At 60.9% G+C, this 24,995-nt stretch carries 22 protein-coding genes and 1 pseudogene; 7 read left to right on the forward strand and 16 right to left on the reverse strand.

Annotated features, from left to right (window positions below; genetic code table 11):
• Positions 1–198 precede the first annotated feature (198 nt).
• The 3 genes from fliI to ABQ278_RS15865 all read left to right on the forward strand — a co-directional run bounded on the left by fliI (position 199) and on the right by ABQ278_RS15865 (position 3,116).
• Positions 199–1,530 carry a flagellar protein export ATPase FliI gene (gene fliI, locus ABQ278_RS15855; RefSeq protein WP_349320450.1) on the forward strand — a complete coding sequence of 444 codons (1,332 nt, stop codon included), beginning with the start codon at positions 199–201 and terminating at the stop codon, positions 1,528–1,530.
• A 117-nt stretch (positions 1,531–1,647) separates the two neighbouring features.
• On the forward strand, positions 1,648–2,061 hold the full coding sequence (locus ABQ278_RS15860; RefSeq protein ID WP_026172561.1) for a flagellar export protein FliJ: 414 nt from the start codon (positions 1,648–1,650) through the stop codon (positions 2,059–2,061).
• A 2-nt stretch (positions 2,062–2,063) separates the two neighbouring features.
• Complete coding sequence (locus ABQ278_RS15865; RefSeq protein WP_349320451.1) at positions 2,064–3,116, forward strand: endo-1,4-beta-xylanase; 1,053 nt, start codon at positions 2,064–2,066, stop codon at positions 3,114–3,116.
• A 179-nt stretch (positions 3,117–3,295) separates the two neighbouring features.
• Here the strand turns inward: ABQ278_RS15865 and ABQ278_RS15870 are convergent, their stop codons facing one another.
• A complete protein-coding gene (locus ABQ278_RS15870; protein WP_349320452.1) occupies positions 3,296–3,811 on the reverse strand; it encodes a DUF4282 domain-containing protein in 516 nt (171 codons plus the stop codon).
• A 118-nt stretch (positions 3,812–3,929) separates the two neighbouring features.
• On the reverse strand, positions 3,930–6,020 hold the full coding sequence (gene flhA / locus ABQ278_RS15875; RefSeq protein WP_349320453.1) for a flagellar biosynthesis protein FlhA: 2,091 nt from the start codon (positions 6,018–6,020) through the stop codon (positions 3,930–3,932).
• A gap of 285 nt (positions 6,021–6,305) precedes the next feature.
• Here flhA and ABQ278_RS15880 point away from each other — a divergent pair, with 285 nt between their 5' ends.
• Positions 6,306–6,809 (forward strand): methylated-DNA--[protein]-cysteine S-methyltransferase, encoded by a 504-nt coding sequence (locus tag ABQ278_RS15880; RefSeq protein ID WP_349320454.1) that lies wholly within the window; start codon positions 6,306–6,308, stop codon positions 6,807–6,809.
• A 66-nt stretch (positions 6,810–6,875) separates the two neighbouring features.
• Here ABQ278_RS15880 and ABQ278_RS15885 read toward each other — a convergent pair whose 3' ends face one another.
• On the reverse strand, positions 6,876–7,172 hold the full coding sequence (locus tag ABQ278_RS15885; RefSeq protein ID WP_349320455.1) for a DUF1330 domain-containing protein: 297 nt from the start codon (positions 7,170–7,172) through the stop codon (positions 6,876–6,878).
• Between the two features lies 1 nt (position 7,173).
• Positions 7,174–7,509, reverse strand: coding sequence for a DUF4031 domain-containing protein (locus ABQ278_RS15890; protein WP_349322182.1), 336 nt, complete (start codon positions 7,507–7,509; stop codon positions 7,174–7,176).
• Between the two features lie 102 nt (positions 7,510–7,611).
• Between ABQ278_RS15890 and ABQ278_RS15895 the strand changes: the two genes are divergently transcribed.
• Genes ABQ278_RS15895 through ABQ278_RS15905 form a run of 3 tightly spaced genes read left to right on the forward strand, consistent with a single transcriptional unit; the run spans position 7,612 to position 9,910 of the window.
• Positions 7,612–8,913, forward strand: coding sequence for an amidohydrolase family protein (locus tag ABQ278_RS15895; protein WP_349320456.1), 1,302 nt, complete (start codon positions 7,612–7,614; stop codon positions 8,911–8,913).
• Positions 8,913–9,290 (forward strand): DUF2809 domain-containing protein, encoded by a 378-nt coding sequence (locus ABQ278_RS15900; RefSeq protein WP_349320457.1) that lies wholly within the window; start codon positions 8,913–8,915, stop codon positions 9,288–9,290. Before ABQ278_RS15895 ends, ABQ278_RS15900 begins: the two co-directional genes overlap by 1 nt.
• Positions 9,287–9,910, forward strand: a complete 624-nt coding sequence (locus tag ABQ278_RS15905; RefSeq protein ID WP_349320458.1) for a hypothetical protein — start codon at positions 9,287–9,289, stop codon at positions 9,908–9,910. The genes ABQ278_RS15900 and ABQ278_RS15905 overlap by 4 nt, the downstream gene beginning before the upstream one ends.
• A gap of 43 nt (positions 9,911–9,953) precedes the next feature.
• Here the strand turns inward: ABQ278_RS15905 and ABQ278_RS15910 are convergent, their stop codons facing one another.
• From ABQ278_RS15910 to flgK, 12 genes and pseudogenes are all read right to left on the reverse strand, one after another.
• Positions 9,954–11,324, reverse strand: a complete 1,371-nt coding sequence (locus ABQ278_RS15910; protein ID WP_349320459.1) for a sigma-54 dependent transcriptional regulator — start codon at positions 11,322–11,324, stop codon at positions 9,954–9,956.
• A gap of 4 nt (positions 11,325–11,328) precedes the next feature.
• Entirely contained in the window at positions 11,329–11,661 is a 333-nt protein-coding gene (fliN, locus tag ABQ278_RS15915; RefSeq protein WP_349320460.1) for a flagellar motor switch protein FliN, read from the reverse strand.
• 57 nt (positions 11,662–11,718) lie between these two features.
• Positions 11,719–12,369, reverse strand: coding sequence for a flagellar assembly protein FliH (locus tag ABQ278_RS15920; protein ID WP_349320461.1), 651 nt, complete (start codon positions 12,367–12,369; stop codon positions 11,719–11,721).
• Between the two features lie 114 nt (positions 12,370–12,483).
• Positions 12,484–13,510, reverse strand: a pseudogene (gene fliG / locus ABQ278_RS15925) (flagellar motor switch protein FliG).
• On the reverse strand, positions 13,511–15,208 hold the full coding sequence (gene fliF / locus ABQ278_RS15930) for a flagellar basal-body MS-ring/collar protein FliF (RefSeq protein WP_349320462.1): 1,698 nt from the start codon (positions 15,206–15,208) through the stop codon (positions 13,511–13,513).
• A 268-nt stretch (positions 15,209–15,476) separates the two neighbouring features.
• Positions 15,477–16,652 carry a tRNA 2-thiouridine(34) synthase MnmA gene (mnmA, locus tag ABQ278_RS15935; RefSeq protein WP_349320463.1) on the reverse strand — a complete coding sequence of 392 codons (1,176 nt, stop codon included), beginning with the start codon at positions 16,650–16,652 and terminating at the stop codon, positions 15,477–15,479.
• Between the two features lie 193 nt (positions 16,653–16,845).
• Positions 16,846–18,180 carry a hypothetical protein gene (locus tag ABQ278_RS15940; RefSeq protein ID WP_349320464.1) on the reverse strand — a complete coding sequence of 445 codons (1,335 nt, stop codon included), beginning with the start codon at positions 18,178–18,180 and terminating at the stop codon, positions 16,846–16,848.
• A gap of 161 nt (positions 18,181–18,341) precedes the next feature.
• Positions 18,342–19,376, reverse strand: coding sequence for an ATP-binding protein (locus ABQ278_RS15945; protein ID WP_349320465.1), 1,035 nt, complete (start codon positions 19,374–19,376; stop codon positions 18,342–18,344).
• On the reverse strand, positions 19,306–21,027 hold the full coding sequence (locus ABQ278_RS15950) for a histidine kinase dimerization/phospho-acceptor domain-containing protein (protein WP_349320466.1): 1,722 nt from the start codon (positions 21,025–21,027) through the stop codon (positions 19,306–19,308). The genes ABQ278_RS15945 and ABQ278_RS15950 overlap by 71 nt, the downstream gene beginning before the upstream one ends.
• On the reverse strand, positions 21,017–21,604 hold the full coding sequence (locus ABQ278_RS15955; RefSeq protein ID WP_349320467.1) for a biliverdin-producing heme oxygenase: 588 nt from the start codon (positions 21,602–21,604) through the stop codon (positions 21,017–21,019). The genes ABQ278_RS15950 and ABQ278_RS15955 overlap by 11 nt, the downstream gene beginning before the upstream one ends.
• Positions 21,605–21,709: 105 nt before the next feature.
• Positions 21,710–22,636 carry a flagellin gene (locus tag ABQ278_RS15960; RefSeq protein WP_349320468.1) on the reverse strand — a complete coding sequence of 309 codons (927 nt, stop codon included), beginning with the start codon at positions 22,634–22,636 and terminating at the stop codon, positions 21,710–21,712.
• Between the two features lie 13 nt (positions 22,637–22,649).
• Entirely contained in the window at positions 22,650–24,806 is a 2,157-nt protein-coding gene (gene flgK / locus ABQ278_RS15965; protein WP_349320469.1) for a flagellar hook-associated protein FlgK, read from the reverse strand.
• Positions 24,807–24,995: the final 189 nt, after the last annotated feature.

The raw sequence follows: 24,995 nt of genomic DNA on the forward strand, positions 1-24,995 counted from the left end.
TCAAGTCGTGTAGAAAGCAAGATACCCCACCACCAACGCGCTGACGCGCTTCGGTCCCCCTCCCCGGCAAAGCCGGGTAGGTACAAGATCATTATACCTCCCAAAAAGCGAAGCGTTCGCAAAATGGTGCTGGGGTTTCTTGCTTTCTTAGCGTGCCCGTTAACCTTTCTTAAGCTCTCATTTACCATACTCGCCGCCATGCAAGATCTCGTCGACATGGTGAAAAATATCGAACCCTTGCGCGTTTACGGGCGCGTGGCGGTGGTCAACGGCCTGTTGATCGAGGCCAAGGGTGGCCTAAGCTACATGCAGGTCGGGGCGCGCTGCGAGATCATACGCCGCCACGATACCCCCCTGCCCGTCGAAGTCGTTGGGTTCCGCGAAGACCGCGCGCTAATGATGCCGTTCGGGCCGGTCGAAGGCGTCACCCCCGGCGCGGAAATCCGCATTTCCGCCGAAGGCGCCAAGGTCTACCCCACCACCGCCTGGCTCGGCCGCATTGTTGATAGTTTCGGTCAGGCCATTGATGAATTCGGCCCCCTGCCACAAGGCAAGGAAGGCTATCTGCTCAAGGCCGCCCCACCGTCGGCGCACAAGCGCGCGCGTGTCGGTGAGCGGCTTAATCTCGGTGTCCGCGCCATGGACGTTTTCACCACCTGTTGCCGCGGCCAGCGTCTCGGCGTCTTCGCCGGCTCCGGCGTCGGCAAGTCGGTGCTGCTGTCGATGCTGGCTAGAGAGGCCACCTGCGATGCCGTCGTGGTCGGGCTGATCGGCGAACGCGGCCGCGAAGTGCGCGAATTTATTGAAGAAACACTCGGACCTGAAGGCCTGAAACGCGCCATCGTCGTGGTCGCCACCTCGGATGAGCCGGCGCTGAAACGCCGTCAGGCCGCCTATATGACGCTGGCCTTATCGGAATTCCTGCGCGATCAGGGGCTGGAAGTGCTGTGCCTGATGGATTCGGTGACGCGCTTCGCCATGGCCCAGCGCGAGATCGGCCTGGCCACGGGCGAGCCGCCGACGACCAAGGGCTATACCCCGACCTGCTTCGCTGAATTGCCGAAACTGCTCGAACGCGCCGGCCCCGGCCCGGTGCGCGAAGACGGCACGCAAGGCGGGCCGATCACCGGCCTCTTCACTGTGCTGGTCGATGGCGACGATCATAACGAACCGATCGCCGATGCCGTGCGCGGCATTCTGGACGGCCATATCGTCATGAGCCGGAGCATCGCCGAACGCGGTCGCTTCCCCGCCATTGACGTGCTGAAATCGATCAGCCGGACCATGCCCGAATGCCAGTCGATACCCGAACGCGAGGTCGTCAGACAGGCGCGCAAGGTGATGGCCAGCTACTCGAACATGGAAGAATTGATTCGCATTGGCGCCTATCGTTCCGGCGCCGATCCCGATGTCGACCGCGCCATTATCCTCAGCCCTGATATCGAACAATTTTTGCGTCAGAATAAGGATGAATACACCCCTCTTGACGAGTCCTTTACCCTTTTGGCAGAGATTCTCGGTGGGGCTTAAAATCTATAGGCCACAGTATAAAATGGGCTCCGAAAGCCAAGGCTTTCGGCAAGGGCAAGTGCCCGCCCGAGCTGATGCGAGGAAGCTCGCGCGGCGTTTGAGCGCAAAGGATAAATCATGACCAAATGGGCAAAATCACTAATCCGTCTGTCCACCTTCGAGGTCGAAACCCTGCAAAAGCGCCTGGCCGAAGTGGTCACCCGCCGCACCCACGCCGAAATGAAGCTGGCCACGCTCGATGCTGAATACGAGCTGGAATGTGTGCGCGCCTCGCAAGATCCGATGATGTCGCAGAGCCTGACCGCCTATAAGCGCGGGTTCCAGATGCGCCGCGAGGCCGTGGTGAGCGATCTCGACCTGATCGTGCAGGAAGAAGAAGGCGTGCGCGATTCACTCGGCATGGCCTTTGAAGACCTCAAGAAATTCGAACACGTCGCCGAGGTGACCCACCTCAAGCGCGTCGCCAATGACAAGCGTCTGGAAGACGCGGCGCTCGACGAAGCGGCGCTGCGCATGAAGCGTCCGGCTTAAACATGCATCGTCGCGGATTGCTGGCGGGTGGTGCGGCCCTGGCCCTGAGCCAGAGCCTGCCCGCCGATGCCGAAGCGGCCTATGGCGATATTCCGCCGCTCAAATCCGTTACCCCCTATCCCCTCGGCGTCGCCACCAGCGCCACCAAGGTCTCCGATCCCGCATGGTCGGCCCTGGCGGCGCGACAATTCTCGCGCCTGACGGCGGAATGGGAAATGAAGATGGAGTACGTCCTGCAAGCGGACGGCTCTCTGAAGCTTGATCGCGCCGATAAAATGGTTGGTTTTGCCCGCCGCAACGGCATGACCGTGCATGGCCACACCCTGATCTGGTATGCACAGGACGGCGAATATTTCCAAAAACTGAGCGCCAAGCCTGACGCCTTTCTCAACGCCTATGTCGATTATATCGCCGGCGTGATGGGGCGCTACAGGGGCGTGATTCCGAGCTGGGATGTGGTCAATGAGCCCATCTGGAACGACGGCCGCGGTTTGCGTCCGTGTCTGTGGCAAAAGGTGTTGGGCGACGATTATATCGGTCTGGCGTTGGAAGCGGCGCACCGCGCCGATCCTCAGGCCCTTTTGTTTATCAACGACTACAATCTCGAACTGACGCCGAAAAAGCGCGTCACCTTCCTGAAGCTGATCGAGACCCTGCTGAAGAACGGCGCCCCGCTGCACGGCGTCGGCACCCAGACCCACATCGACGCCGGAATCACGCCGGGTTTGATCAGGAGCGCGATCGCCGATATCGCTTCACTCGGTTTGAAAGTGCATATTTCCGAGCTGGATATCTCCTTGCGCGAAGATCATCCGACGCCGGTGGCGCAACCGCGCATCGATCAGGTGCGGACGCTGAATGAACTGCTGGAGGCCTATCACGATGTGCCGGCCAACCAGCGTTACGGCCTGACGATATGGGCCTTGCGCGATTCCGATTCCTGGCTGAATACGCCGCAGGGCGGGAAGTCGCTGATCCCGGACGAACCGGTGCTGTTTGATCGCTTAGGACGCCCGAAACCGCTGGCGCAGGCTTTTGTGAACGCAGTGAAGTAAGCCTGATCCTCCCTTGCGAAGCGGGGGAGGTGTCGCCGCGTAGCCGGCGACGGAGGGGGCTTCTTTGCTGACTTGGGGGTCGCCCCCTCCGTCAGCGACACCAGCCCTTCGGGCCTCGCCCTGAAGAAATGGGCGCTGATACCTCCCCCGAACGCTTCGCTACAGGGGAGGATAAAGACTTAAAACTCACGCTTTTCAAAACGCGGACGGAAGAACGGGTCTTCAAGCAGGTTCTTTTCCGGATCGCTGACGGTCGGCGCAGGCGCATCGGCCACCGGTGGTGCCGCTTCCGGAGCCGCCGCCTCAGCCGTTTCCGGCGCCGCATAGGCGCGCGGCTCGGGCTGGACGAGCTTTTCCTGATACTGGCGCAGATGGCGCAGATCGTCGGCGATGCTCATGACCGCCAGATAGAATTCGCAGAACCCCCGCCACAAAAGCACACCGACCAGAATCGAGAGCATACCGACGATGAAAAACGGCAGGGCCAGCAGCACGCCCCAGGGCAGACCTTCCTTGATCACCGTGCCGACCGTGATACCGGCCACGGCGAAGGCGGCGATGATGAGCAGGCCCAGGCCGACCCAGTAGACGATATGGACGATGGGCTTGGTGACCAGACGTTCGAAGGTGAGCAGGTCGCCCCAGATTTCCTTGGGGCGCGTGGTGCCGAATACCTGTCTGATGATACGCTTCATGCCACTTCCCCGAAAAAACTCGCCCGATGGACGAATTTCGCGCTCCGTGCCCTAGCTAAAAGGCGTTTAGGTCTGTGTTGTCAAGTGCTTCTTGGCAGGTGTGGTTAAGAGCAAGCTGCTACACCTGCCCCACGGTCTTGAGCTTCACCTTCGGGTGGATTTCGTTCTGGCTCATCACCACCGTGTTGGCGCGGAAGCGTTCGATGATCGAGCGCACGAACGGGCGGATATTGGGCGAGGTCAAAAGCACCGCCACCTCGCCGTTCATCGACACGCGCTCAAAGGTATCGCGCACACCACGGATGAACTCCTGCAAGGCCGATGGCGCCATGGTGAGTTGGCGATCCTCACCCTGCCCCACCAGAGATGACGAGAAGGCGCTTTCCCAGTCATGCGACAGGGTGACGATCGGCAAGCTTCCATCATCCGAGCGGTTTTGCCAGCACAGTTGCCGCGCCAACCGCGAGCGAACGTGCTCGACCATCTGGGTAATCGACTTGGTGTGTCCGGCCGCTTCACCGAGGGCTTCAAGGATCGCCGCCAGATCGCGGATCGACACGCGCTCCTTCAGCAGGGCCTGCAGCACGCGTTGCAGTGTGGCGGTCGAGACCACCTGCGGGATCAAATCATCGACCAGCTTCTTCTCATCGGACGGCAGGTCGCGCAGCAGCTTCGATAGTTCCGAATAGCTGAGCAGGTCGGCCATATTATCCTTGAGGATTTCGGTCAGGTGGGTGGTGATGACCGTGGCCGGATCGACGATGGTGTAGCCGAGGAAGGTGGCCTCTTCGCGCAGGGCGTTGTCGATCCAGGTGGCCGGCAGACCAAACGCCGGCTCCTTCATGTGCTCGCCCGGCAGCTCAACCTGACGGCCGGTCGGGTCCATGGCCATCAGCGAACCAATGCGGACCTCGCCCTCACCGGCTTCCATTTCCTTGATGCGGACGGCATAGCCCTGATTATTGAGGCGCATGTTGTCGAGGATGCGCACCGACGGCATGATGAAGCCGTACTCCTGCGCCAGCGTGCGACGCAGCGCCTTGATCTGGTCGGTCAGCTTGCGGCCGTCGAGATCGTTGATCAGGCCAAGCAGACCGAGGCCCAGCTCGATCTTGACGTCATCAATGGCGAGCGCCGCCGAGATTGGCTCATCGACCGGCTCGACCGGCGTCATGGCGGCGACCTGCGCGGGCGTGGGCGGCGGCGGGGCGCGGCCGATCTTCCAGGCCAGGGCGCCCGCAGCCAGCGAAATGACGGCGAAGGGGATGATCGGCATGCCGGGCACCAGACCGAGCACACCGGCGGCGGCCGAGACCATGCCTAGCGCGACCGGATTGGTGGCCAGTTGCGCCACCAGCGCCTTGTCGGCCGAACCATCGACGCCGGCCTTCGACACCAGAAAACCGGCGGCCATCGAGATGATCAGGGCGGGTATCTGCGTCACCAGACCGTCGCCGACCGTCAGTTCGATATATTTGCTGGCGGCTTCACCAATCGGAAGCTGGTGGCTGAACATGCCGATCAGGATACCGCCGACGATATTGATCGCCGTGATGACGAGACCAGCCACGGCATCGCCGCGCACGAACTTCGAGGCACCGTCCATGGCGCCGAAGAAGCCCGATTCCTGTTCGACCTCCTTGCGGCGCTTTTTGGCTTCGTCCTGATCAATCAGGCCGGACGACAGGTCGGCGTCGATGGCCATCTGCTTGCCCGGCATCGAATCGAGGGTGAAGCGCGCCGCCACTTCGGCGATACGGCCCGAACCCTTGGTGATGACCACGAAGTTGATCAGGATGAAGATGGCGAACAGCACCAGCCCGATGATGAAATTACCCTGCATCAGCAGATTGCCGAAGGCCTTGATGGTGGCGCCGGCGGCGGCCTCGCCTTCGTGACCGTGGTTGAGGATCAGGCGCGTTGAGGCCACGTTCAGCGACAGGCGGAACATGGTGGTAACGAGTAGAACGGTCGGGAAGGCCGAGAATTCGAGCGGCTTCTTGATCAGCAGGGCGGTCATCAGGATCAGGATGGCGGTCATGATTGACAGCGACAGCAGGATATCAAGCAGGATGCTGGGGATCGGGATGATCAGGAAGACGATGATCAGGATGACGCCAAGCGCCATCACCACTTCACCGCGCTTCAGCCAGCCAAAGATCTCACTGGCCTTGAAGGGAATAGGAATCGCTGCCGCTGCAGTGGCCAAGAGAGGCTCCGGATACTAAAACGCACTGCCGTCTGGGCATAGCTCCGCCCGCCGGAACTAGGCAAAAATTACCCTCTGTCTGGTGAAGAAGTGGTTAATAGGTGTGTTAAGAGTTGAGGGCCGGGGAGTATAAAACAATCTTATACCTCCCCAACGTGTTGGGGAGGGGGACCGCACGATGCGCGTCAGCGCGAGATGCGGTGGTGGAGGGCTTACTTTGCACCTGCTGCCACAAAATGCCACATCCTGCCTGTAAACAAGTGCTGCCCTTACGTGAACCCCATCATGACCATTGCCCATCTGCATTATCCCTCGCCTGTCGGCCGGCTCAAGCTGGTGGCCCGCCAACACGGTCTGATGGCCATTCTATGGGAAAACGACGACCCGAAGCGCGTGCGTCTCGGAGAGACTGTGGAAGATGTCAACCACACGATCCTGCGGGAAACCGCGCAGCAACTGGATGACTATTTCGCCGGCCGTCGCACGAGCTTTTCCCTGCCGCTGGCCTTCAACGGGACCGACTTCCAGAAACAGGTCTGGCTGGCACTGCTGGCGATCCCGTTCGGCGAAACCCGCACCTATGGCCAACTGGCGGCGCAACTCGGCAGACCCTCCGCCTCGCGCGCGGTCGGGGCCGCCAACGGCAAGAACCCGATCTCGATCATCGCGCCCTGCCACCGCGTTATCGGCGGCAACGGCAAGCTGACGGGCTTCGCCGGCGGCCTTGAAGCCAAGGCTTATTTGCTGGGACTGGAAGGCCACAGCAACTTCCTCTTCCCCACTGCGTAGGGAGGAGGAAAAAGAGCAATTCTGTCCATATGCACTCGCCCGGCGCAACCTGGATCAGTATAGTCCTTAAGCCGGCTTGACGCCATCGACCAGCAGGACGCGATAGTCAGCGCCCAGATGGCGGTGCTGCATCGCCGCCTGATAGGCCGGAGAGTTGTGCCATTTGCGGGCATGATCCATATCGTCGAATTCCAGGATAACGATGCCGTCGGCCTCGGGGCCTTCCAGTGCCACCTTATCCCCGTAAAAAGCCAACGGACGCGGCGGATGGTCGCCACGCGCCTTTTTGGCCATCTCGGCATAGATGGCCATTTCTTCGGGGTTGGTGATCCGGTCGCGGATCAAGATGACATAGGCGGTCATTTCAGGTCTCTCCTGTTGAACTCTTTTGCGCGCGCCGCCAGCCAGCATACCAGCGCACAGCCTCTTCCGGCGCGCCACACCGGCCTTCGATCTGCCGGCGGCGGCGCATCGCCCCGCACTGGCGCCAGGTGACAGCCACCGCGCCCAACGCCCGCGCCTGATCACGCCGTGTCAACGGCACATCGTAATGATCGCCCTGATACCATTCGCGCTTCATGCCGATGCGAGCCGCCAGGGCGTGCAACTCAGCGTCGGTATCGGCGATCATATGCGACATCTGCATACCGCGAAACTGGCCGATCGCGTACCTGTACATGTCATCGATAAAAACGGTCATGCCTGCCAAGATAGGTGTCTTTGCGTTTATTGCCATAACACCTTGTCAGAAACCTGAGGGCGGCATAGCCTCACCTGACTTTGTGTGTGGAAGGGGATGAATATGACAATAAAATATGGTGTGGCGACGCTTGCTCTGATGATGGCGCTCGCGGGGAGCGCGTCCGCGAAGGATCTCGTGATCCACGCCGGCACCCTGCTCGATGGCGTCTCGGCCACGCCGCAGAAGCAGGTGTCGATCCTGATCCACGATGACCGCATCACCGGCGTCAAGGCAGGCTACATAACCCCCGCCGGCGCCGAGGTCATAGACATGACGACGCAGACCGTCATGCCCGGCTTTATCGACTGCCACGTCCACATCGCCGCTAACCTGCCTAGCCGCACCAACGCAACCGAATACGCCTTCACCCATTCCGAAATTGACCGCGCCTTTGATGGCGCGCTCTACAGCCGCCAGATGCTGCAGCAGGGCTTCACCAGTGCGCGCGATGTCGGCGGCGGCGATGACACGGTGGCGGTGCGGAACGCCATCGACGCCGGCAAGATTTCCGGTCCGCGCCTGTGGGTGGCCCTGGAACCGCTCGGCCCCACCGCCGGTCATGGCGATGGTCGCAGCGGGCTTGATCCGGCGCTCAGCCATCCCGGCTGGGATAATGGCATCGTAGATACGGTCGATCAAGCGCGCATCCGCGTGCGCGAACACAAGCGCCGCGGCGCCGACCTCATCAAGATCATGCCGTCGGGCGGCATCGCCTCGACCGGTGACGATCCGCGCCAGCAACTGATGACCGATGATGAAATGCGCACCGTGGTCACCACGGCGCACGCACTGGGCATGAAGGTGGCGGCCCACATCTATCCGGCCGGCGCCATTGAAGCCGCCGTCGATGCCGGGGTGGATTCGGTCGAGCACGGCTCCTTCGCCACCGACCAGACCTTTGCCAAGATGAAGGCGCATGGCACATATCTCGTGCCGACCCTGACCGTGTTCGAGGTGTTCTACCGCGTGGCGCACGATCATCCGGAACTGCTGACGCCGGGCACGGCGGAAAAGGAACTGGCCAACGATCTGTTGCCCAAGCAGAACTTTCCACGCGCCCTGAAATCGGGCGTGAAGATCGCCTACGGCACCGACCTCGGCGAGGGCGATCACAGTATGGAATTCGGCCTGATGATCGGCGAAGGCATGAAGCCGGTCGATGCCCTTTTCGCCGCCACGCGCAACGCCGCCGACCTGATCGGCAGCCCCGATATCGGCACGATCCAAACCGGGCGCTATGCCGATATCGTCGCCAGCAAAGGCGATCCGCTGGCCGATCCGGCGCAGTTTGCGCAGGTCGATTTCGTCATGAAGGGCGGCGTGGTCTATCGTCAGGCCGGCGCGGCGACGGTGGGGCCATAGTGCACTTGCGTCTTCCTTACGCGCTGGCAGCGCTGGTCGTTTTCGTCACCGAAATCGGCATCGCGCTGTATGTGCATGACGCGGTGATCCGTCCCTATATCGGCGACAGCCTCGCGGTCGTTCTGGTTTACTTAAGTTTGCGCGCGGTGACGCCGATGTCGGTGTTTCAGGCTCTGTCCGGCGCGCTGGTGTTCGCCTTCGCCATCGAATTCGGCCAGATGTTCCATCTGATCGACCGGCTTGGCCTGCGCGGCAACCGCATCGCCGGTTTTATCCTTGGCGGCTATTTCGATATGAAGGATCTGGCGGCCTATGTGGCGGGGGCTGTAGCGGCCTTGCTGGTTGAAAGCTTGCGCAAACAACGGACAACCTCGTGACGTTCTTTCCGCGTTATATAGCACCAATCGCTTTATGGGCCGCCGCGGCGATTGCGGCTTTTGTGGCCTATAATCCACCGCCCATGGTCGCCGTCGAGATACCCGTGGAATTGATTCAGGGGCTAACTCACACCGTCGATTTCACGGCCGCCTATGATACTCAATATGACGTCGCCGTGGAAATGGACCAGAAGCAAGCCAAGCGACTGTTTCCTTGCACCACCGACCCAAGCCGGTTTACAGCAGGCCCGTGCGAGGAAGTCTTTCCGGTTGACCTTAACCTCAAACTTTCAGCCGATCGCCTCGATGTCTCGGATTTGCTCACGCCAGCCGGCACAGGAGCCGGCGGAAGTTACGGCGGTAATGACACCTATATGCGCGTAGTGGCTTCTGTGTCGCTCCAGCCAGGCAGACACTATCGTCTGACGTGGACGTCTTTAAAGGATGGCTCGGTCCTGTCTCGTGCACACCCGAAGCTTGTCATCAATTCCACCACGCGCATCAGTAAAACCAACGCGATAAAATGGCTGATGTTTATGGCGCTGGCTATCGTGCTTGTCATTACAGGTGTGGTCTTGGCGACTATTCTTTATATCAGGCGTCGCAGGACTAAAGGATAAGGACCTCCACCCTCCCCTGTTTCGCAGGGGAGGATCAATTGGCTTACGCCGCCGACGCCCCGCTCTGCGGGGCGGGGACCATCACGCCGGCGTCGCCATATTCTTTTAGCTTGTTGCGCAGGGTGCGGATCGAGATGCCAAGGATATTGGCGGCGTGCGTGCGGTTGCCAAAGCAATGGCTCAGCGTATCGAGGATCAGCTTTTGCTCGACCTCGGCGACCGTGGAGCCAACAAAGGTGCGCGCGGCCAATTCCGCCGCCAGCGAGATGCGCCCGACATAGTCCGAACCGATCGGGGCCACCGGATTGAGCGGCTGGCCATCGGGCAAACGAATGGCTTCGGCGTCGATTTCAGCCCCCGACGATAGCAGCACGGCGCGGTGCATGGCATTTTCCAGCTCACGCACATTGCCCGGCCACGGATGGGCCTGCAAGCGGCGCTTGGCTTCAAGCGAGATCGGCTTCAGCGCGATGGCGTTGGCCTCGGAGTATTTCTTGGCGAAGTGCTCGGACAGCGCCAGAATATCAGCCGGGCGTTCGCGCAAGGGCGGCAGGGCCAGGTTGATGACGTTGAGGCGATAGAGCAGATCCTCGCGGAAGGCGCCTTCCTTGACAGCCTGAACCAGATTGCGGTTGGAGGTGGCCAGCACGCGGATATTGACCGGCACGGGGCGCGCGCCGCCGACGCGATCGATGACGCGTTCCTGCAGGGCGCGCAGCAGCTTGGCTTGCAGGCGGGTGTCCATTTCCGAGATTTCATCGAGCAGCAGCGTGCCGCCATCGGCCTCTTCAAACTTGCCGATGCGGCGCGCCATAGCGCCGGTGAAAGCGCCCTTCTCATGGCCGAACAGTTCGGATTCGAGCAGGTTATCGGGGATGGCGGCGCAGTTGACCGAAATGAACGGCTTTTGCGCGCGCTTCGATTTTTCGTGAAGGTAGCGCGCCATCACTTCCTTACCGACGCCGCTCTCACCGGTGATCAGGATGGAGGCATCGGAGGCCGCCACCTGATCGGCCAGTTTCAGCACCGCCTGCATCGACGGATCGACCGTGACGAGCGGGCGCGAGTCATCGGAAACAGCAGCCAGGACGGCGGCGATCAGCTCGGCATCGGGCGGCAGGGGGATGAATTCCTTGGCACCCTGATTGATGGCGAAGGCGGCCTTGCGTGGATCGGGATTGACGCCGCAGGCGACGACCGTGACGAAGATATGCTCGCGCTCGTTGGCCTCGATCAGCGATTTGATATCGAGTTCGTAATCCACCATCAAAAGATCGGCGCCCTGGCCTTTCAGAAGTGCTGCGGTGGCGGCGGTGCAGGTCTCGACATGCGCCACCTTGGCGCCGGTTTCCATCGCCATCTTGACCGCGACCGAGAGCTGCCCGCTCAATTTTCCAACAACGAGTAATCTCATCTGACTAGTTCCCTGCGTCTTCGGACTTGATGATTTCCGTCATGGTCACACCCAGACGATCATCGACCACCACCACTTCGCCGCGCGCGACAAGGCGGTTGTTCACATAAATATCAATGGCTTCCCCAACCTTACGGTCGAGTTCGAGCACGCTGCCCTGCCCCATTTTCAGCAACTGCGACACCGACATGTAGCTCTTGCCCAGCACCGCCGATATATTGACCGGGACATCAAATACGGGGGCGAGATCGGCGGCGGACTTATCGCCCTCGTCCTCGGCCGTATGCGCCGGCATATTCTCGCCGAAATCTTCCAAACCTAAATCATGCTCGGCCATCTGTTGGCCTCCTTACCTGCGTCTTGACGCAAAAATTGTGGGGCGCGAAGCGTCTGTCTAATGCCCGTCATGGTCACGGGCGCGGGAATTGTGGAAGACCTCGGCGTCCATCGCCTCGGCCAGGGCTTGTTCGAGCACATCAAAAACGTGCTGCGGATTGTAGTCGGCGCGGCCATCGCTCCACACCACCTCGAAGGCGCCCGTGGGCATCGACGGGTTGTCGCGGAACTGAATGGCGCCGGTGAAGCCGGCCATCATGGCGGCTTCCTGAGCGGCGGCTTTGAGCTCGTCGCTCGGGTTGCTGACGTGGAGCACCAGCCGCGTCGTCTGTTCGATTTCCTGACCGAGCGCATCGAGCGCGGCCATCAAGGGGGCCTGCGGGAAAAGCTCCAGCGCCTCGGCGGCGATCTTCTGCGCGCAGACCAGCGCCAGTTTGACCCCGGCTTCCTTGTTGGCGTGGATCGAGTTGGTCAGGGCGCCGAGCCCTTGCTGCGCGGCGTCGGCCAGGGTTTGCAGGGCGGCGGACTGCGCCATCTGGGCGCGCGCCATGGCTGAGTTCTCACCGGCGGCATGGGCGGCCTTGCGGACCTCCTCGACCTCTTCGGGGGTGAAGAACTTTTTGGCTGCCGGCGCGGGTCTGGAGACGATGTTGCCAGCGTCGCCAAAGACGGTGCCGAACTCGAAGCGCTTGTGAACGGTTTGGGTCATGCGCAGGCTCCTGAAAGCAAGTAAGAAACCCCACCACCGCATCTAGCGCTGACGCGCGTCGTGCGGACCATGAGCGAAGCGCCTGGTGGTGGGGTATCTTGCTTACCAAAACCCTTAATAAATAAGCTCATCATCGCCTCCTTGACCGGCCAGCATGATTTCGCCCTTGGCGGCCAGATCCTTGGCGACCTGCACCATGGCCATCTGCGCCGTATCGACATCCTTGAGGCGCACCGGCCCCATCGAATCCATATCGTCACGCATGATCTTGGCGGCGCGTTCCGACATATTGGACATGAACATATCGCGCAGGGCGTCCGAAGAGCCCTTGAGCGCCAGCGCCAGTTGATCCTTTTCGACCGCGCGCAGCAGGGTCTGGACCCCGCCCGGATCGAGCTTGTTCAAGTCCTCGAAGACGAACATCAGGGCGCGGATGCGTTCGGCGGATTCGCGGTTGCGCTCTTCCAGCGCCGCCACAAAGCGGCTCTCGGTCTGGCGGTCGAAATTGTTGAAGATTTCGGCCATCAGTTCGTGCGAGTTCGCGCTTGGAGGTGCGCGCCAGGTTCGACATGAATTCGACGCGCAGGGTCTGCTCGATCTTGTCGAGGATTTCGCGCTGAACCGGCTCCATACGCAACATGCGCTGCACGCATTCGAGCGCGAAATCTTCCGGCAGGGACGACAGCACACGCGCGGCGTGATCGGCCTTGATCTTGGACAGGACGACGGCGACGGTCTGCGGGTATTCATTCTTCAGGTAGTTGGCCAGCACCGCCTCGTTGACGTTACCGAGCTTGTCCCACATGGTGCGGCCGGCGGGGCCGCGGATTTCTTCCATCAGGGCCTCGACCTTGTCGGCCGGCAGGAAATTGCCGAGCAGGCGCTGGGTCTGCTCGAACGAGCCCATGATGGTGCCGGAATTACTCATACCGGACACAAACTCAACCAGCAGGTCTTCCACCACGTTCGACGAGACCGTGCCGAGCGCCGACATGGCCTGGGAAATTTCCTTGATCTCTTCCTCATCCAGCGCCTGCCAGAGCTGGAGGTGATCCTCGCCCAGGGCCAGCAGCACCACAGCGGCTTTTTCTACCCCGCTGAGGCGCTTCGGATCGTCGATGATGTTTTTACCCTTGGCCATTTAGCTATCGTGCAACCAGCTACGCAGGATCGACACCAACTCTTCGGGGTGGCGATCGACAAATTCAGACACCTTTTTGACCGAGGACGCCTTCACCTGGCCCTCGATGCGGGCGATATCGATACCCGACGTCTCGGCCACCGATGGCACCATGCCACCACCGCCGCCGGCGATCTGCGGGAAATTACCATCCGGCCCCGCCACACCGGGCATAGCCCCGGCGCCGGCTATGGCCACGCCGCCCGGACCGGTCACCATGCCGCCATTGGCCGCCACCAGATAGTTGGGCGTGCCGTTGATGAACTTGACCAGTGGACGCGCCACGAGGAAGATGACGAGGAGCGCCACGAGCAGGAGCACGCCGACTTCGGCAGCGCGCATGATGTCGTTCTTGTCAAAATCGAACATCGACGCCTTGGCCTCGGTGCCGGCGACATCGAGCGTGCCATGATTGAAGCGAATATTGGCCACCTGTACCTGATCGCCGCGCGGCTCATCGTAACCCATAGCCGCCTTGACCAGGGTCTCGATCTTCTGCATGTCCTCGGCCGAACGCGGCGCATAGGCCGGCGGCGCCTTGCCGTCCTTGGAGGGCGTCAGCACGCCATCGACCACCACGGCCACGGCCAGTTTCTTGACCTCGCCGGGGGCGGTGACCGAGGTCGTCTTGGTCGTCGAGATTTCAAAATTGGTGATTTCCGAGGTCGTCTTGCTCGAATTGCCGGCGGTGCTGATAGACGGCGCCTGCTGGGTGCCGTTGGGTATGTTGGCGGTCGCCGTCGTGGCGCCGGCCGAATTGGGATCGGACGTTTGCTCATTACCTTCGTCGGTGCGGCTGGAGCGCACGACCTGGCCGTCCGGATTGTATTCGACCTGCTCTTTCGTTGTCGAGGTCTGATCGAGAGCGGCGGTGACGGTGACGCGGGCGGCACCTTGCCCCACAACGCCTTCGACGATATCGGTGATGCGCTTGCGCAGGGTATCCTCGACCTCGCTCTTGCGCGCCGAGCCCATGCCGTTCAGGCTGTCTTCGCCCTCACCACCCGCCGCCAGCAGGTGGTTGCGGTCATCGACCAGGGTAACGCTGTCAGGCTTCAGATTGGGCACGGCGCTGGCCACCAGATTACGGATGGCACGGATCTGATCGGGGCCAAGATCGGAACCGGACAGGCCCACCACCACCGAAGCCGTCGGCGACTGGGCGGTATCGCTGAACAGGGCGCGATCGGGCATGACCAGATGGACGCGCGTCGAGGAAATACCCTTGAGCGAACTGATGGTTCGGGCCAGTTCGCCTTCGAGGGCCCGCTTGTTGTTGAGATTCTGCACGGATTCGGTCTGCCCCAGCACCGGCGCGGTGTCGAATAGCTCGTAACCGACCGAACCGCTGGTCACCAGCCCCTTGCCGGACACCAGGAGGCGGGTGGAAGCCACCTTGTCGCGGTCGACCATGATGGTCGAGCCATCGCCCTTGACCTCATACTTGATGCCGGCCTGGTCGAGCGCCTGGGTGACTTCCGAGGCCTCCTTCAGGTCGAGATTGGCATAGAGCAGGGATTGCGGCTGGGCCGAGATATTCAGGATAATGGCCGCCATCACGGCCGCCGCGCCAGCGGCGGCGCCCAGAATAGCGGTCAGCCGGCCGACGCCAAACTTCTGTAAACCTGCAAAAAATGAATCCACGCGCCGACGCCCCATCACCTTAACGGCGGGCGGCGCGCCTTGTTCCGACGCGCCACCTGCCTCACTAGGCAGTAATTTCCCAGTGCGGGGTTAATTTGACATTAATGGGTGAGGTAAAATGTGGCCTTTTTATCCACAGACGGTGCGCAACCGCCTTGTTTTACTGAGATTCACAGTAGCAGAATTTATTAACGGACGCAAGTTTTACGCTTGAGAGGCGAAGGCGATGCCCGCACTTTTTCCCGCAACGCGTGAATTGCGCCACGGTATTGAGGCCGCGCGGCTAAAATGCGCGGGTACTGGCGATAAAACCGCCGCCCAATACACGACCGTCATCGGCAACATCATACAGCACGCAGGCCTGGCCCGGTGCCACGCCCTCTTCGGCACCGTCAAACTCGACCTCGATGCGGTCATCAGCAGCGACCAGACGCGCCAGTACCGGCGGGCGTGTCGAGCGCACACGCGCCAGCACCGGCTTGTGCGCGCGGGCGGCATCAAGCAACTCGCTTTCATCACCCAGCCAGTTGGTTTCTTTCAGGGTCAAGGCGCGGGTCAAGAGGGCCTCGCGCGGGCCGACGATGACTTCGCGGGCGTCGGCGTCGATGCGGGTGACGAACAGGGGCTCACCGACAGCGATATTAAGGCCGCGGCGCTGGCCGATGGTGTAGCCGGTGATGCCGTCATGGTGGCCCAGCACCCGGCCATCGATATGACGGATATCGCCCTTTTCGCGCCCTTGCGGTCGCAGGCGGTCGATCAGGGTGGTGTACTTGCCTTCCGGCACGAAGCAGATGTCCTGGCTATCCGGCTTGTGGGCGATTTTCAGCCCCAACTGCACGGCGATATCGCGGACCTGTGGCTTCGGTATCCCAGCCAGCGGAAAACGCAGAAAATCGAGCTGCGCCCTTGTGGTGGCGAAGAGGAAATAGCTCTGGTCGCGGGATTGATCGGCGGCGCGGCGTAACTGCCCCTCTTCGGAGCGCTCGACATAGTGCCCGGTGGCCATGGCCTCTGCGCCAAGATCGCGGGCGACATCAAGCAGGTCATGGAACTTAACGCTTTGATTGCAGCGGATGCACGGCACCGGGGTTTCACCGCGCAGATAGCTGTCGGCAAATTCCTCGATCACCGAGTTGCGGAAACGGCTTTCATAATCGAGCACATAATGGGCAATACCGATCTTTTCGGCCGCCATGCGGGCGTCGTGGATATCCTGGCCGGCACAGCAGGCGCCGGTCTTTTTCAGCGCCGCGCCGTGATCGTAAAGCTGGAGCGTGACACCGATGACCTCATAGCCGGCCTGATGCAGCAGGGCGGCAACCACGGTGGAATCGACCCCGCCCGACATGGCGGCGACCACGCGTGCGCCTTGCGGCAGCCCCACGCTCTTGCGGGTGGCTTCGATGGCGGCATCAAGATCGGCCGATTGGATAAGGGGAACTGCGCAGACGGTCATGGGCGCGTAAATAGGGCAAAACCGAGTAAATTGCTAGGGTATGGAACGCGTTTTCTTCCTCCCCTGTAACCCCGCGCTCGGGGAAGGTGCCTCTTCTGACTTTAGGGTTGCTCCCTCCGTCTCGACACGCCGCGCCTAAAGGCGCCGCTTGCTCGCTACCTCCCCCGATACATCAGGGGAGGATGAAGGGGCGTTACTGCCGGTAGCCCCAGGTGAGCATCCAGCGGTCGATGGCGCTGAGCGAAGTCAGATCCTTGCCCTTGTCGTATTCGAGCGCGAAGACGTAGTGGCTCTTCGGCGTCGGGTAATAGGCAGCGCGCGAGATCAGGCGGGTGGCGGTGGCGCCTTCATGGCTCAGGTCATCGCGGCGGCTGTATTGCAGGTTGAGGCCAAAGCCGGGCTTATCCTTGCCGCGGTTGAGGCGGACATCCCAACTCGCGTCGAAACCCAGGCGGGCATATTGCGGCAGATCGAGCAGGGCCAGCTTGGCGCCGGGATCGCTGACATCGACATAATCGCTGACCAACGTCATATTGGCCGTCTGGCAGAGTACACATTCAACCGATGCATTGCCGGGGAAGGTGCGTTCGGTCCAGGCCTTGAGCGGTAGACCAAGCGAAGCCTCGAAGCGGGTCAGGGAGGACTGCAGGCGGTCGTCGGTCTCGTAGGCCGCGGTCAGGCCGCCAATATAGGCCTCCTTGCCATCGTTGCGGGCGAAGCGGAAATGGCCACGCAGGCCGACGTCGAGATTGTTGACCTCATTGCCGATATTGAGACTCGAAATACGCTCGTAGCCGACAAAGGGACGGATATCACCGAAACCTTGGGTGGCCACCTTCTGATCGCCCCAAGTCAGGACGGCCGGTGCGGCGATGACCCCCTTGGCCGAGATGACCGGCGCGTTGTCGGAGGCATTATCAACGTAGGACAGTCGAGCCGGGTCGCGACTGGTGTAGTCGTCCTTCTCTGTCTCGTTGACGGTCGAGGCAATGCGCCAGTGTGAAACGACGCGGCGCAGGCCGGTCTTCTCCTTGCGTACGATCTCTGGAACGACCTTAGGATCAGCGGGCGCCGTGGCGATAACGGGCGGCGGCGGTGGCGGCGTCAGGCATTGCAGGACGTAGGTATCGCGTGACAGGTCAAAGAAGGCGGCGACCTGTTCGGGGCGGGTGGCGGGCTCCGGACCCTGACCGGCCCAGCTCAGGCGCAGGCGACCGTCATCGCGCGTCGACAGCATGGCGGTAACAGCGCGGTTGAGCGCCGCCAGGCTGCCGTCGGTTTGGCAGGCTTCATCGGCGCAGGCCTTCGCCACGCGCTGCGCCAGCGGCACGGGCGGGGCGCTGAAATCTGCGACGTCCATGACGATCGGATAACGCGCCAGAAGCTGGGTAATAGCGTTTTGCCGTGGCAGACGCCGGGCATCACCGTCGCCTTCGCACGCGACGGTATCCAGCCCCGAAAGACCGGCGGGCGACGACGTGGTGGCTGCGCTGGCGGCAACCACAAAACTGGCCAAAAGACTGATCAAGGGCAGAGCTCCTCCCATAAGCGGGCCTGAACCAAGCCCTTCATGGATGCGCCAGTAACAACAGCGCTATATCCCCCATAACAGCCGCAGATGAACGGCTGATGACTTAGCATAGCAAGCACGCAAGACGGATAAAACCCAAATAAGGAATAAAAACAGGGTTACGCTTTCAGCGCAGGCATGTACTTGCCGATCAGGTGTTCAAGCTGGGCGGGGTTGAACGGCTTGGACATGTAGTCATCCATACCCGCCGCCAGGCATTTTTCGCGGTCCCCGACCAGCGCATTGGCCGTCACGCCGATGATCGGTATGTGCCCGCCCGGGCCAGACGCCTCCCCCTCACGGATCAGGCGCGTCGCTTCATAGCCGTCCATTTCCGGCATCTGCACATCCATCAGTACCAGATCAAACCCGCCGGCACGGAAAGCCTCAACCGCCGCCTTGCCGGTGCGGGCCACGATAACGTCATAGCCCTGCTCCTCCAGCATGGCCTGGGCCACGATGATATTGCCCTCGTAATCCTCGGCCAGCAGAATATGGCCGCGCGCATCCGTTCTCGGGGCTGCGATCGGTTCGATCTCCGGCGGCAGGTCGTCGTGCGCGGCGTTCTCGACCGGCAAGGTGACGGTAAACCGGCTGCCCAGCCCTTCACGGCTGGAAACGGCAAGGGTGCCGCCCATCAGTTCTGTCAGTTGCTTTGTGATGGCCAGACCAAGCCCGGTGCCGCCGAAACGGCGCGATATGCTGGGATCGGCCTGGATGAACTTGTCGAAGATGCGCTCGGTCTGTGCGTGGCTCATGCCGATGCCGGAATCCACCACATCGATGACCACCTGGCGGCCAGCGCCTGGCAGGGCTTCGGCCTTGACCAGAATATTGACAAAGCCCTCGTCGGTGAACTTGACGGCGTTGCTGACCAGATTGGTGATGATCTGTTGCAGGCGCACGGCATCGCCCATGATGTTCAGTTCGGTGCGGGCGGCGCATTTGATATTGAGCATCAGGTTCTTTTCGGCCGCGCGCACGCTCATGATCGAGCCGACCTCGGAGACTATATCGGCGATATTGAGCGCATGCAATTCGAGCACAAGTTCGTGGCTTTCGATCTTGGCGACATCGAGCAGATCATTGATCAGATTGAGCAGCGAGTTCGGACGACAGACGCAACACGCTGAGCAGTTTTTTCTGACGCTCATCGAGCGGCGATCCGCGATCGAGCAGGCTGACAATTCCCGTGATGGCGTTCATCGGCGTGCGCAGTTCGTGACTCATATTGGCGAGGAATTCGCTCTTGGCCACATTGGCCTGCTCGGCCGTCAGGCGTTCGCCTTCAAGCACGACCTGCACGATGTTCTGCGCCGTCTCGGTGTCCTCGCGCGTCCATGGCCGGGAGCGGTTCCTGACGGTTTCCTTCCACAACTCGAACGAACTGCGCGGCATCAGGCGGTAGCCGGCCTTGGTCTGCTCGGGCACTTTTTCAGGCGTTCCGGCCCAGTTGACCTGCTGGCGCACGCTGGTGCGGAACCAGATCATATAGTCGCTCTTAGTGTGGCTGACCGGCGCGGCCAGCAAACCACCCGTCAGGCCCTCAAGCCCTTCGACGCCGGAGAAGGTCATGTCGCTTTCCTGAGTGCTGAAAATACCGGAGCTATGCTCTGACAACCAGGCGATCAGACGCTTTATCGTCTTTTCAGGGGGCGTAATGCCAAAGCTCAGGGTCCGTTTTCGCGTCATCACCGCCAGCCCCTGAGAATCCATGGCGCTCAGCGCCAGACCCTGACGGCCCGACAAAAGTTCGGCCAGATTGAAGTTGGCCTTTAAACCGGCCGACAGGCGCTCGACAATCAGATTACGCTTTTCCTGTTCGTCCTTGTCGCGCAGGCCTTCGAGGGAGGACAACTGCGCCGAAAAGATATGGCCCATGATCTCGGAGACCATACGGACGCGATAGGGTACATGGTAGCCGACATTGTGGTGGCAGGCGACCAGCCCCCACAGCTTGCCATCCTGAATAATGGAAATCGACATCGAGGCGTGAACGCCCATATTGACGAGATACTGGACGTGGATGGGTGAGACGCTGCGCAGCACGCTCAGGGACATGTCAAGCGGCTTGTCCGTATCCGGGTGACACGGCGGCATGATCGGTACCGGCGCGTATTTCACATCGGCGATCTGGCGGATATAGTTGGTGGTGTAAAGTTTGCGCGCCTGTTCAGGGATGTCGGACGCCGGAAAATGCAGGCCGCGATACGACGGCATGTATTCCGCTTTATTTTCACCGACCACCTCACCGTTCCAGTTCTCATCGAACCGGTACAGCTTGACGCGATCGAAGCCGGTGATGTCGCGGATTTTGGCCGTCACAAAATCGAACAGGTCCGGCAGGGTGGTGGCGTTGCGCAGGCCGACCGCGAAGTCACGCAGTTCGTCGTAAAAGAAATCGCGGACAAGAGATTTCTTGTCGTCGATGATCTCAAGTTCCACCACGACATTCTCGTCAACTCGGTGCGCGACGGCGTCAAACCAGTGGTCATCTATACGGATAATGGTCGAGCGCATTGGCATGAGGCCGCGTTCGACCACGATGAAACGGATCTGCTCTGCCTGTTCGGCGCCGATGATGTCCGCCAGCGTCTTGCCGAGCACACCTTCAAAGGTCTGTTGCGGCAACCATTGCCCGACATTGTCACTGACCTGAATGATGCGATGATCGGCACCCTCGAGAACGAACAGCATGCCGTAGGGCTGAATCGAGCCAGGTATGTGGATAGGCTCTTTGGCGCATGCTTTGAGCGCCTCTTCCAGCTCCGTCTCTGTCAGTTCCTGCCTCGGTTCAAGCTTCATGAGCGATCTCAATCGGCCATGGCATAAGCAGGGTCATAGCGTCGCAAAAATAGCAAATATTTTCAAAAGACTGTTGGGCAGCGGTTACCACCTCGGCTTCATCAAGACCCAAGGTCTCCAACGTGGCAACGAACTGTTTCCACTGCGCGCCGTTGTCGTGATAACCGGCGAAGAACCATTGGTCGAGATGGGGTATCAGCGCCAGTTGCCGTTCGAGATGCTTGCTGATGACGTGGCCGCCCAGGGTCGAGCCCTGCTTGGTATAAAGATAGCCGGCCAGTTTCGACGGCGTATCGAGCGGCGCATAATGGAAATCGAAGCGGTCACTCCAGCTTTCCAGACCCTGCTGGGCCCTATCACTGGCCAGCCACGTCAGCACAGGCGCATTGGGCGCGTAATCTGGCCAGTCGGCCAGGCACGCCGCCTCGGCATGGGTATAGTAGGCGTCGAAAGCCAGAACGATGCGGTGAAAGTCCGCCAGCGTGATCGGGTTTGACAGCCCTATAAGAAGCGGATGCTGGTGGAGCGCCTCGTGCTGCCGGCGCGTGTGGTGGCGAAGGACGTCAAGCAGGGGCATAGAGTAAGAAAGAACCGTCGAAAATTATGCTGCCCGTACAGTTAGCCGTAATAGATATAAATTATAAATGTGGGTTTGTGGGACAAGGCACCGGCTTTGCCCCGTCTATTTCAGCAGGTTGAGCAGGCTTGATGACGACAGGTTCGACAACACCTGCGCCGATGCCTGCACCGCCACCTGGGCCTGCTGCATGTCGGTATAGGCCTTGGACATATCGGCGGCCGTGCGGCTCTCGACCAGATTGCTGAGCGAACTGGCCTGCCCCTTCAGCGACGTCTGGGTGTTCTCGACACGCGTCTGCATGGTGCCGTTGAGCGAGCTTTGCTGCAGGATATCGTCATAGGCGGCCGAGAACTCCTGCGATTTGGTCGACAGGAACTCCTTTTGCGCATCGGTCAGGCTGGCGCCAAAGGGACCGGTGGCCGGATCGTCATTATAGTTCTGAATCTCCTTGAAGATCGTCATCACCTTGGTTCCGAGATCCGAGGCCAGCATCCCGGTCTGGATGTTGGTATTGGCGTCGATCTGCGAACTTTTCTTGACCGTGCCATTGGTGAAGGCATCGCTGACCGAGGTCAGGCCGCCCAGTTCCGCCAGGCTCTTGGTCGTCACGGGCGCGCCATTATCGCTGCCGCCGGCGAAGAGGAACTGGCCGTTATGCTGGAAGTTGAGGCCCGAAAGCGTGGCTGCAAAGGAGCCCTGCATATCGACCATGATGGTGGTGCCGTCGGCATTGGCCAGGGCGCTCATGAGCTGATCCTTGGCACCGGTGATGGCATCACCGGTGGTGGTGAGCGCGATATTCTGGCTGTCGAGGCGGTCGCTGACCGTCTGGGTGACGTCGATATAGGCGTTGGTGCGCGACAAAGAGGATTGGTAGGACGCGATGATCTCGGAGGTCCGGCCATAGCCCATCAGGTCGGTGGCGACCTTCTGGCTGGAGACCTGATCATTGGCCGTGTTCTGACGCTCCTGCGCCAGCATCAGGTTGCTCAGGGCGTTGGACCAGGTTGCAGATGTCGAAATGCGCATGGATACAGACCTTCTAGACCATGTTCAGCAGGATGTCATACATGTCCTTGGCCGCCTGTACGAGGCGACCCGCGGCGCTGTAAGCCTGCTGGTAGGTGGTGAGATTGACAAGTTCTTCGTCGAGATTGACACCCTGATAGGCGTCGCGGCGCGAGCCGGCTTCGGAAAGGAGGGCAGCATTGCTCTCCTTGTTTGTCTTGGCGTTGGCCGCGAGATTGCCGACCTGGCCGGCGAGATCAGAGGCATAGCGCTCAAGCGTCGATAGCCCCCCCGAATTAAGGCCCGCCGAATTAAAGGTGGTGGCCTTGCTGCCCACCGCCGCCATGGCCAGGGCCCCCTTGCCATCGCCCGCATTGAGCGCGTTAAGGCCGGAGGCGGCGCTCAGGTCGACCTGCGCCAGCGCCATCTTTTTCGGATCCTTGTTGATCCGGTCGGCAATTGACAGGCTGCTGGCGATCGAGCCGGCGCTGTCGCCCAGGCCAAAGAATTTGCTGAAGGACGCACCGGTGCCGTTGCGCGAGGTATCGTCCGAATTCACCGACAGAGTATTGGCAGGATTGCCGAAACCCTTAAAGCTCAAGGTCCCGCTGCTATCGAGCGAGAAGGTGCCGTAGCGGCCAAGCCCAGTGGAGGTGTCGTTGAGCGAGGTCACCATGCTGGTCATGTCGCCGCCGGTCATGCTGACATTGACCGTGGTGACCGTGGCGCCAGCCGCCGATTTCAGCGTGAACCCAACCGTGCCGGAAGTAAAGCCGCTGGTATCACCTGCGGACAGGCCGGTCTTGTAGGTGGTCGGGTTCGGCGAGGTGATGATGTCGTTCAGACCGAAAAACTGCGAGAAGCCTTGGCCAAACTTGCTTGACGGCGTGGTACCGGTCGTAGTGTCGGTGGCGGAATCGACGATGGCGATACCATCATTGCCGCTGGTACCATCGGCTGTCAGCGTCATCACGCCATCGGTGTAATCGAGCTGAGCGCCGATCAGCCCGCCATTGATATCGCTGACGAAGCTGGATGCGCTGAAACCAATCGCGCCGCCGCCATCGACGGCATAGCTGCCATTGCCGCTGCCATCGGCGTCGAAGGTGATCTTCATCGTGTGGGCGATATTGCCGGCGCTATCGAGCGTGACGATGTTGGTCTCGCCGGTGAAGCCCTTGATGGCTTCGCCTTCGGTCAGGCTGGTATTCTTGCCGGTCAGGCTGGCGGGGGCCGGCACGGCGCTTGAGGCATTGTGAGCGGCGTTGATCTGGGCCGCAAACTGCGTGACGTATTCATTGAGCTGGGCATTGACCGCCACCGATGTCTTGTCGCGGATATCGAGCAGCCCCTTGATCTCGCCGGAGGTCAGACTGTCGGTCAGGTCACGCGTTTCGCCGGTGACGCCGGTGACGCTGATGGGGCCAAAGGTCGTGCTGGCGTTGACTCCCGTGGTCGGCTTGTAGCTCAACGTGGCGTAGTTTGTGTCATCGGCCAGCAACAGGCCCGACTGAGTGCGGACGGTGACGCCGCCGTTGGTATTTTGCGTCACATTGACATCGACCAGTTTGGAAAGCTGGTCGATATAGGAAAGCTGGGTGGTTTGCGCGCCAGTGGCATCATCGCCGGTGACGGTGGCCGTCGAGATGGCGGCGTTGAGCTCGCTGATGCTCTTGAGCAGGTCGTTGACCGAATTGACGTCCGAACCAATACGGGCGTCGGCGTCGCCACGCACGGTCTGGATTTTCTGAGAAATGCGGTCGCCTTCGGACAGAAAGCTCGACAGGTAGCTCAGGGCCTGCTGACGGCTCGCGCTGGAGGTCGGGTCTTCGCCGAGCTGGGCGAACGACGACAAGGTAGAACTGGCCTGGTTGAACAAATTGTTGCTGTCGGTGATGTCGCCAAACTGCGCCTGGATCTGATCAACCAGTTCATAGCTGACATCGGAGCGGGCCGAGGCCGAGGTGGCCTTCAGCGCTGCAGCCTGCAGATATTTGTCGGCGGCCAGGGTGACCTGATCGGAGCGCACCCCCATGCCGACGCCGGCGGTGACGATGCTCGACTGGTGCGCGACCTTACGGATATACCCCGGTGTATTGACGTTCGACATGTTGTCGGAGACGACACGCAACTGATCCTGCGCGGTCATCAGGCCCGAAACGCCGATATTCATGATCGAGGTTAGTGACATGGAACGGTTTCCACTTCTGCCTGTGCGCGCGCATTCTGCCGCTTATCCGGCAAAGCCTGCAGGCAACCCGGCAAAAATGACCGGGTTATCTGACGGGGCGATTTTAAAAAACATATGTTTTTCATAAAGTTAGCGTTTTGCTCATGGCGGGGTTGGTCGTAACTTAGCGTAACAGTTTCAAGTCGCGTG

This window comes from Asticcacaulis sp. MM231, from assembly GCF_964186625.1.
GTDB lineage: Bacteria > Pseudomonadota > Alphaproteobacteria > Caulobacterales > Caulobacteraceae > Asticcacaulis.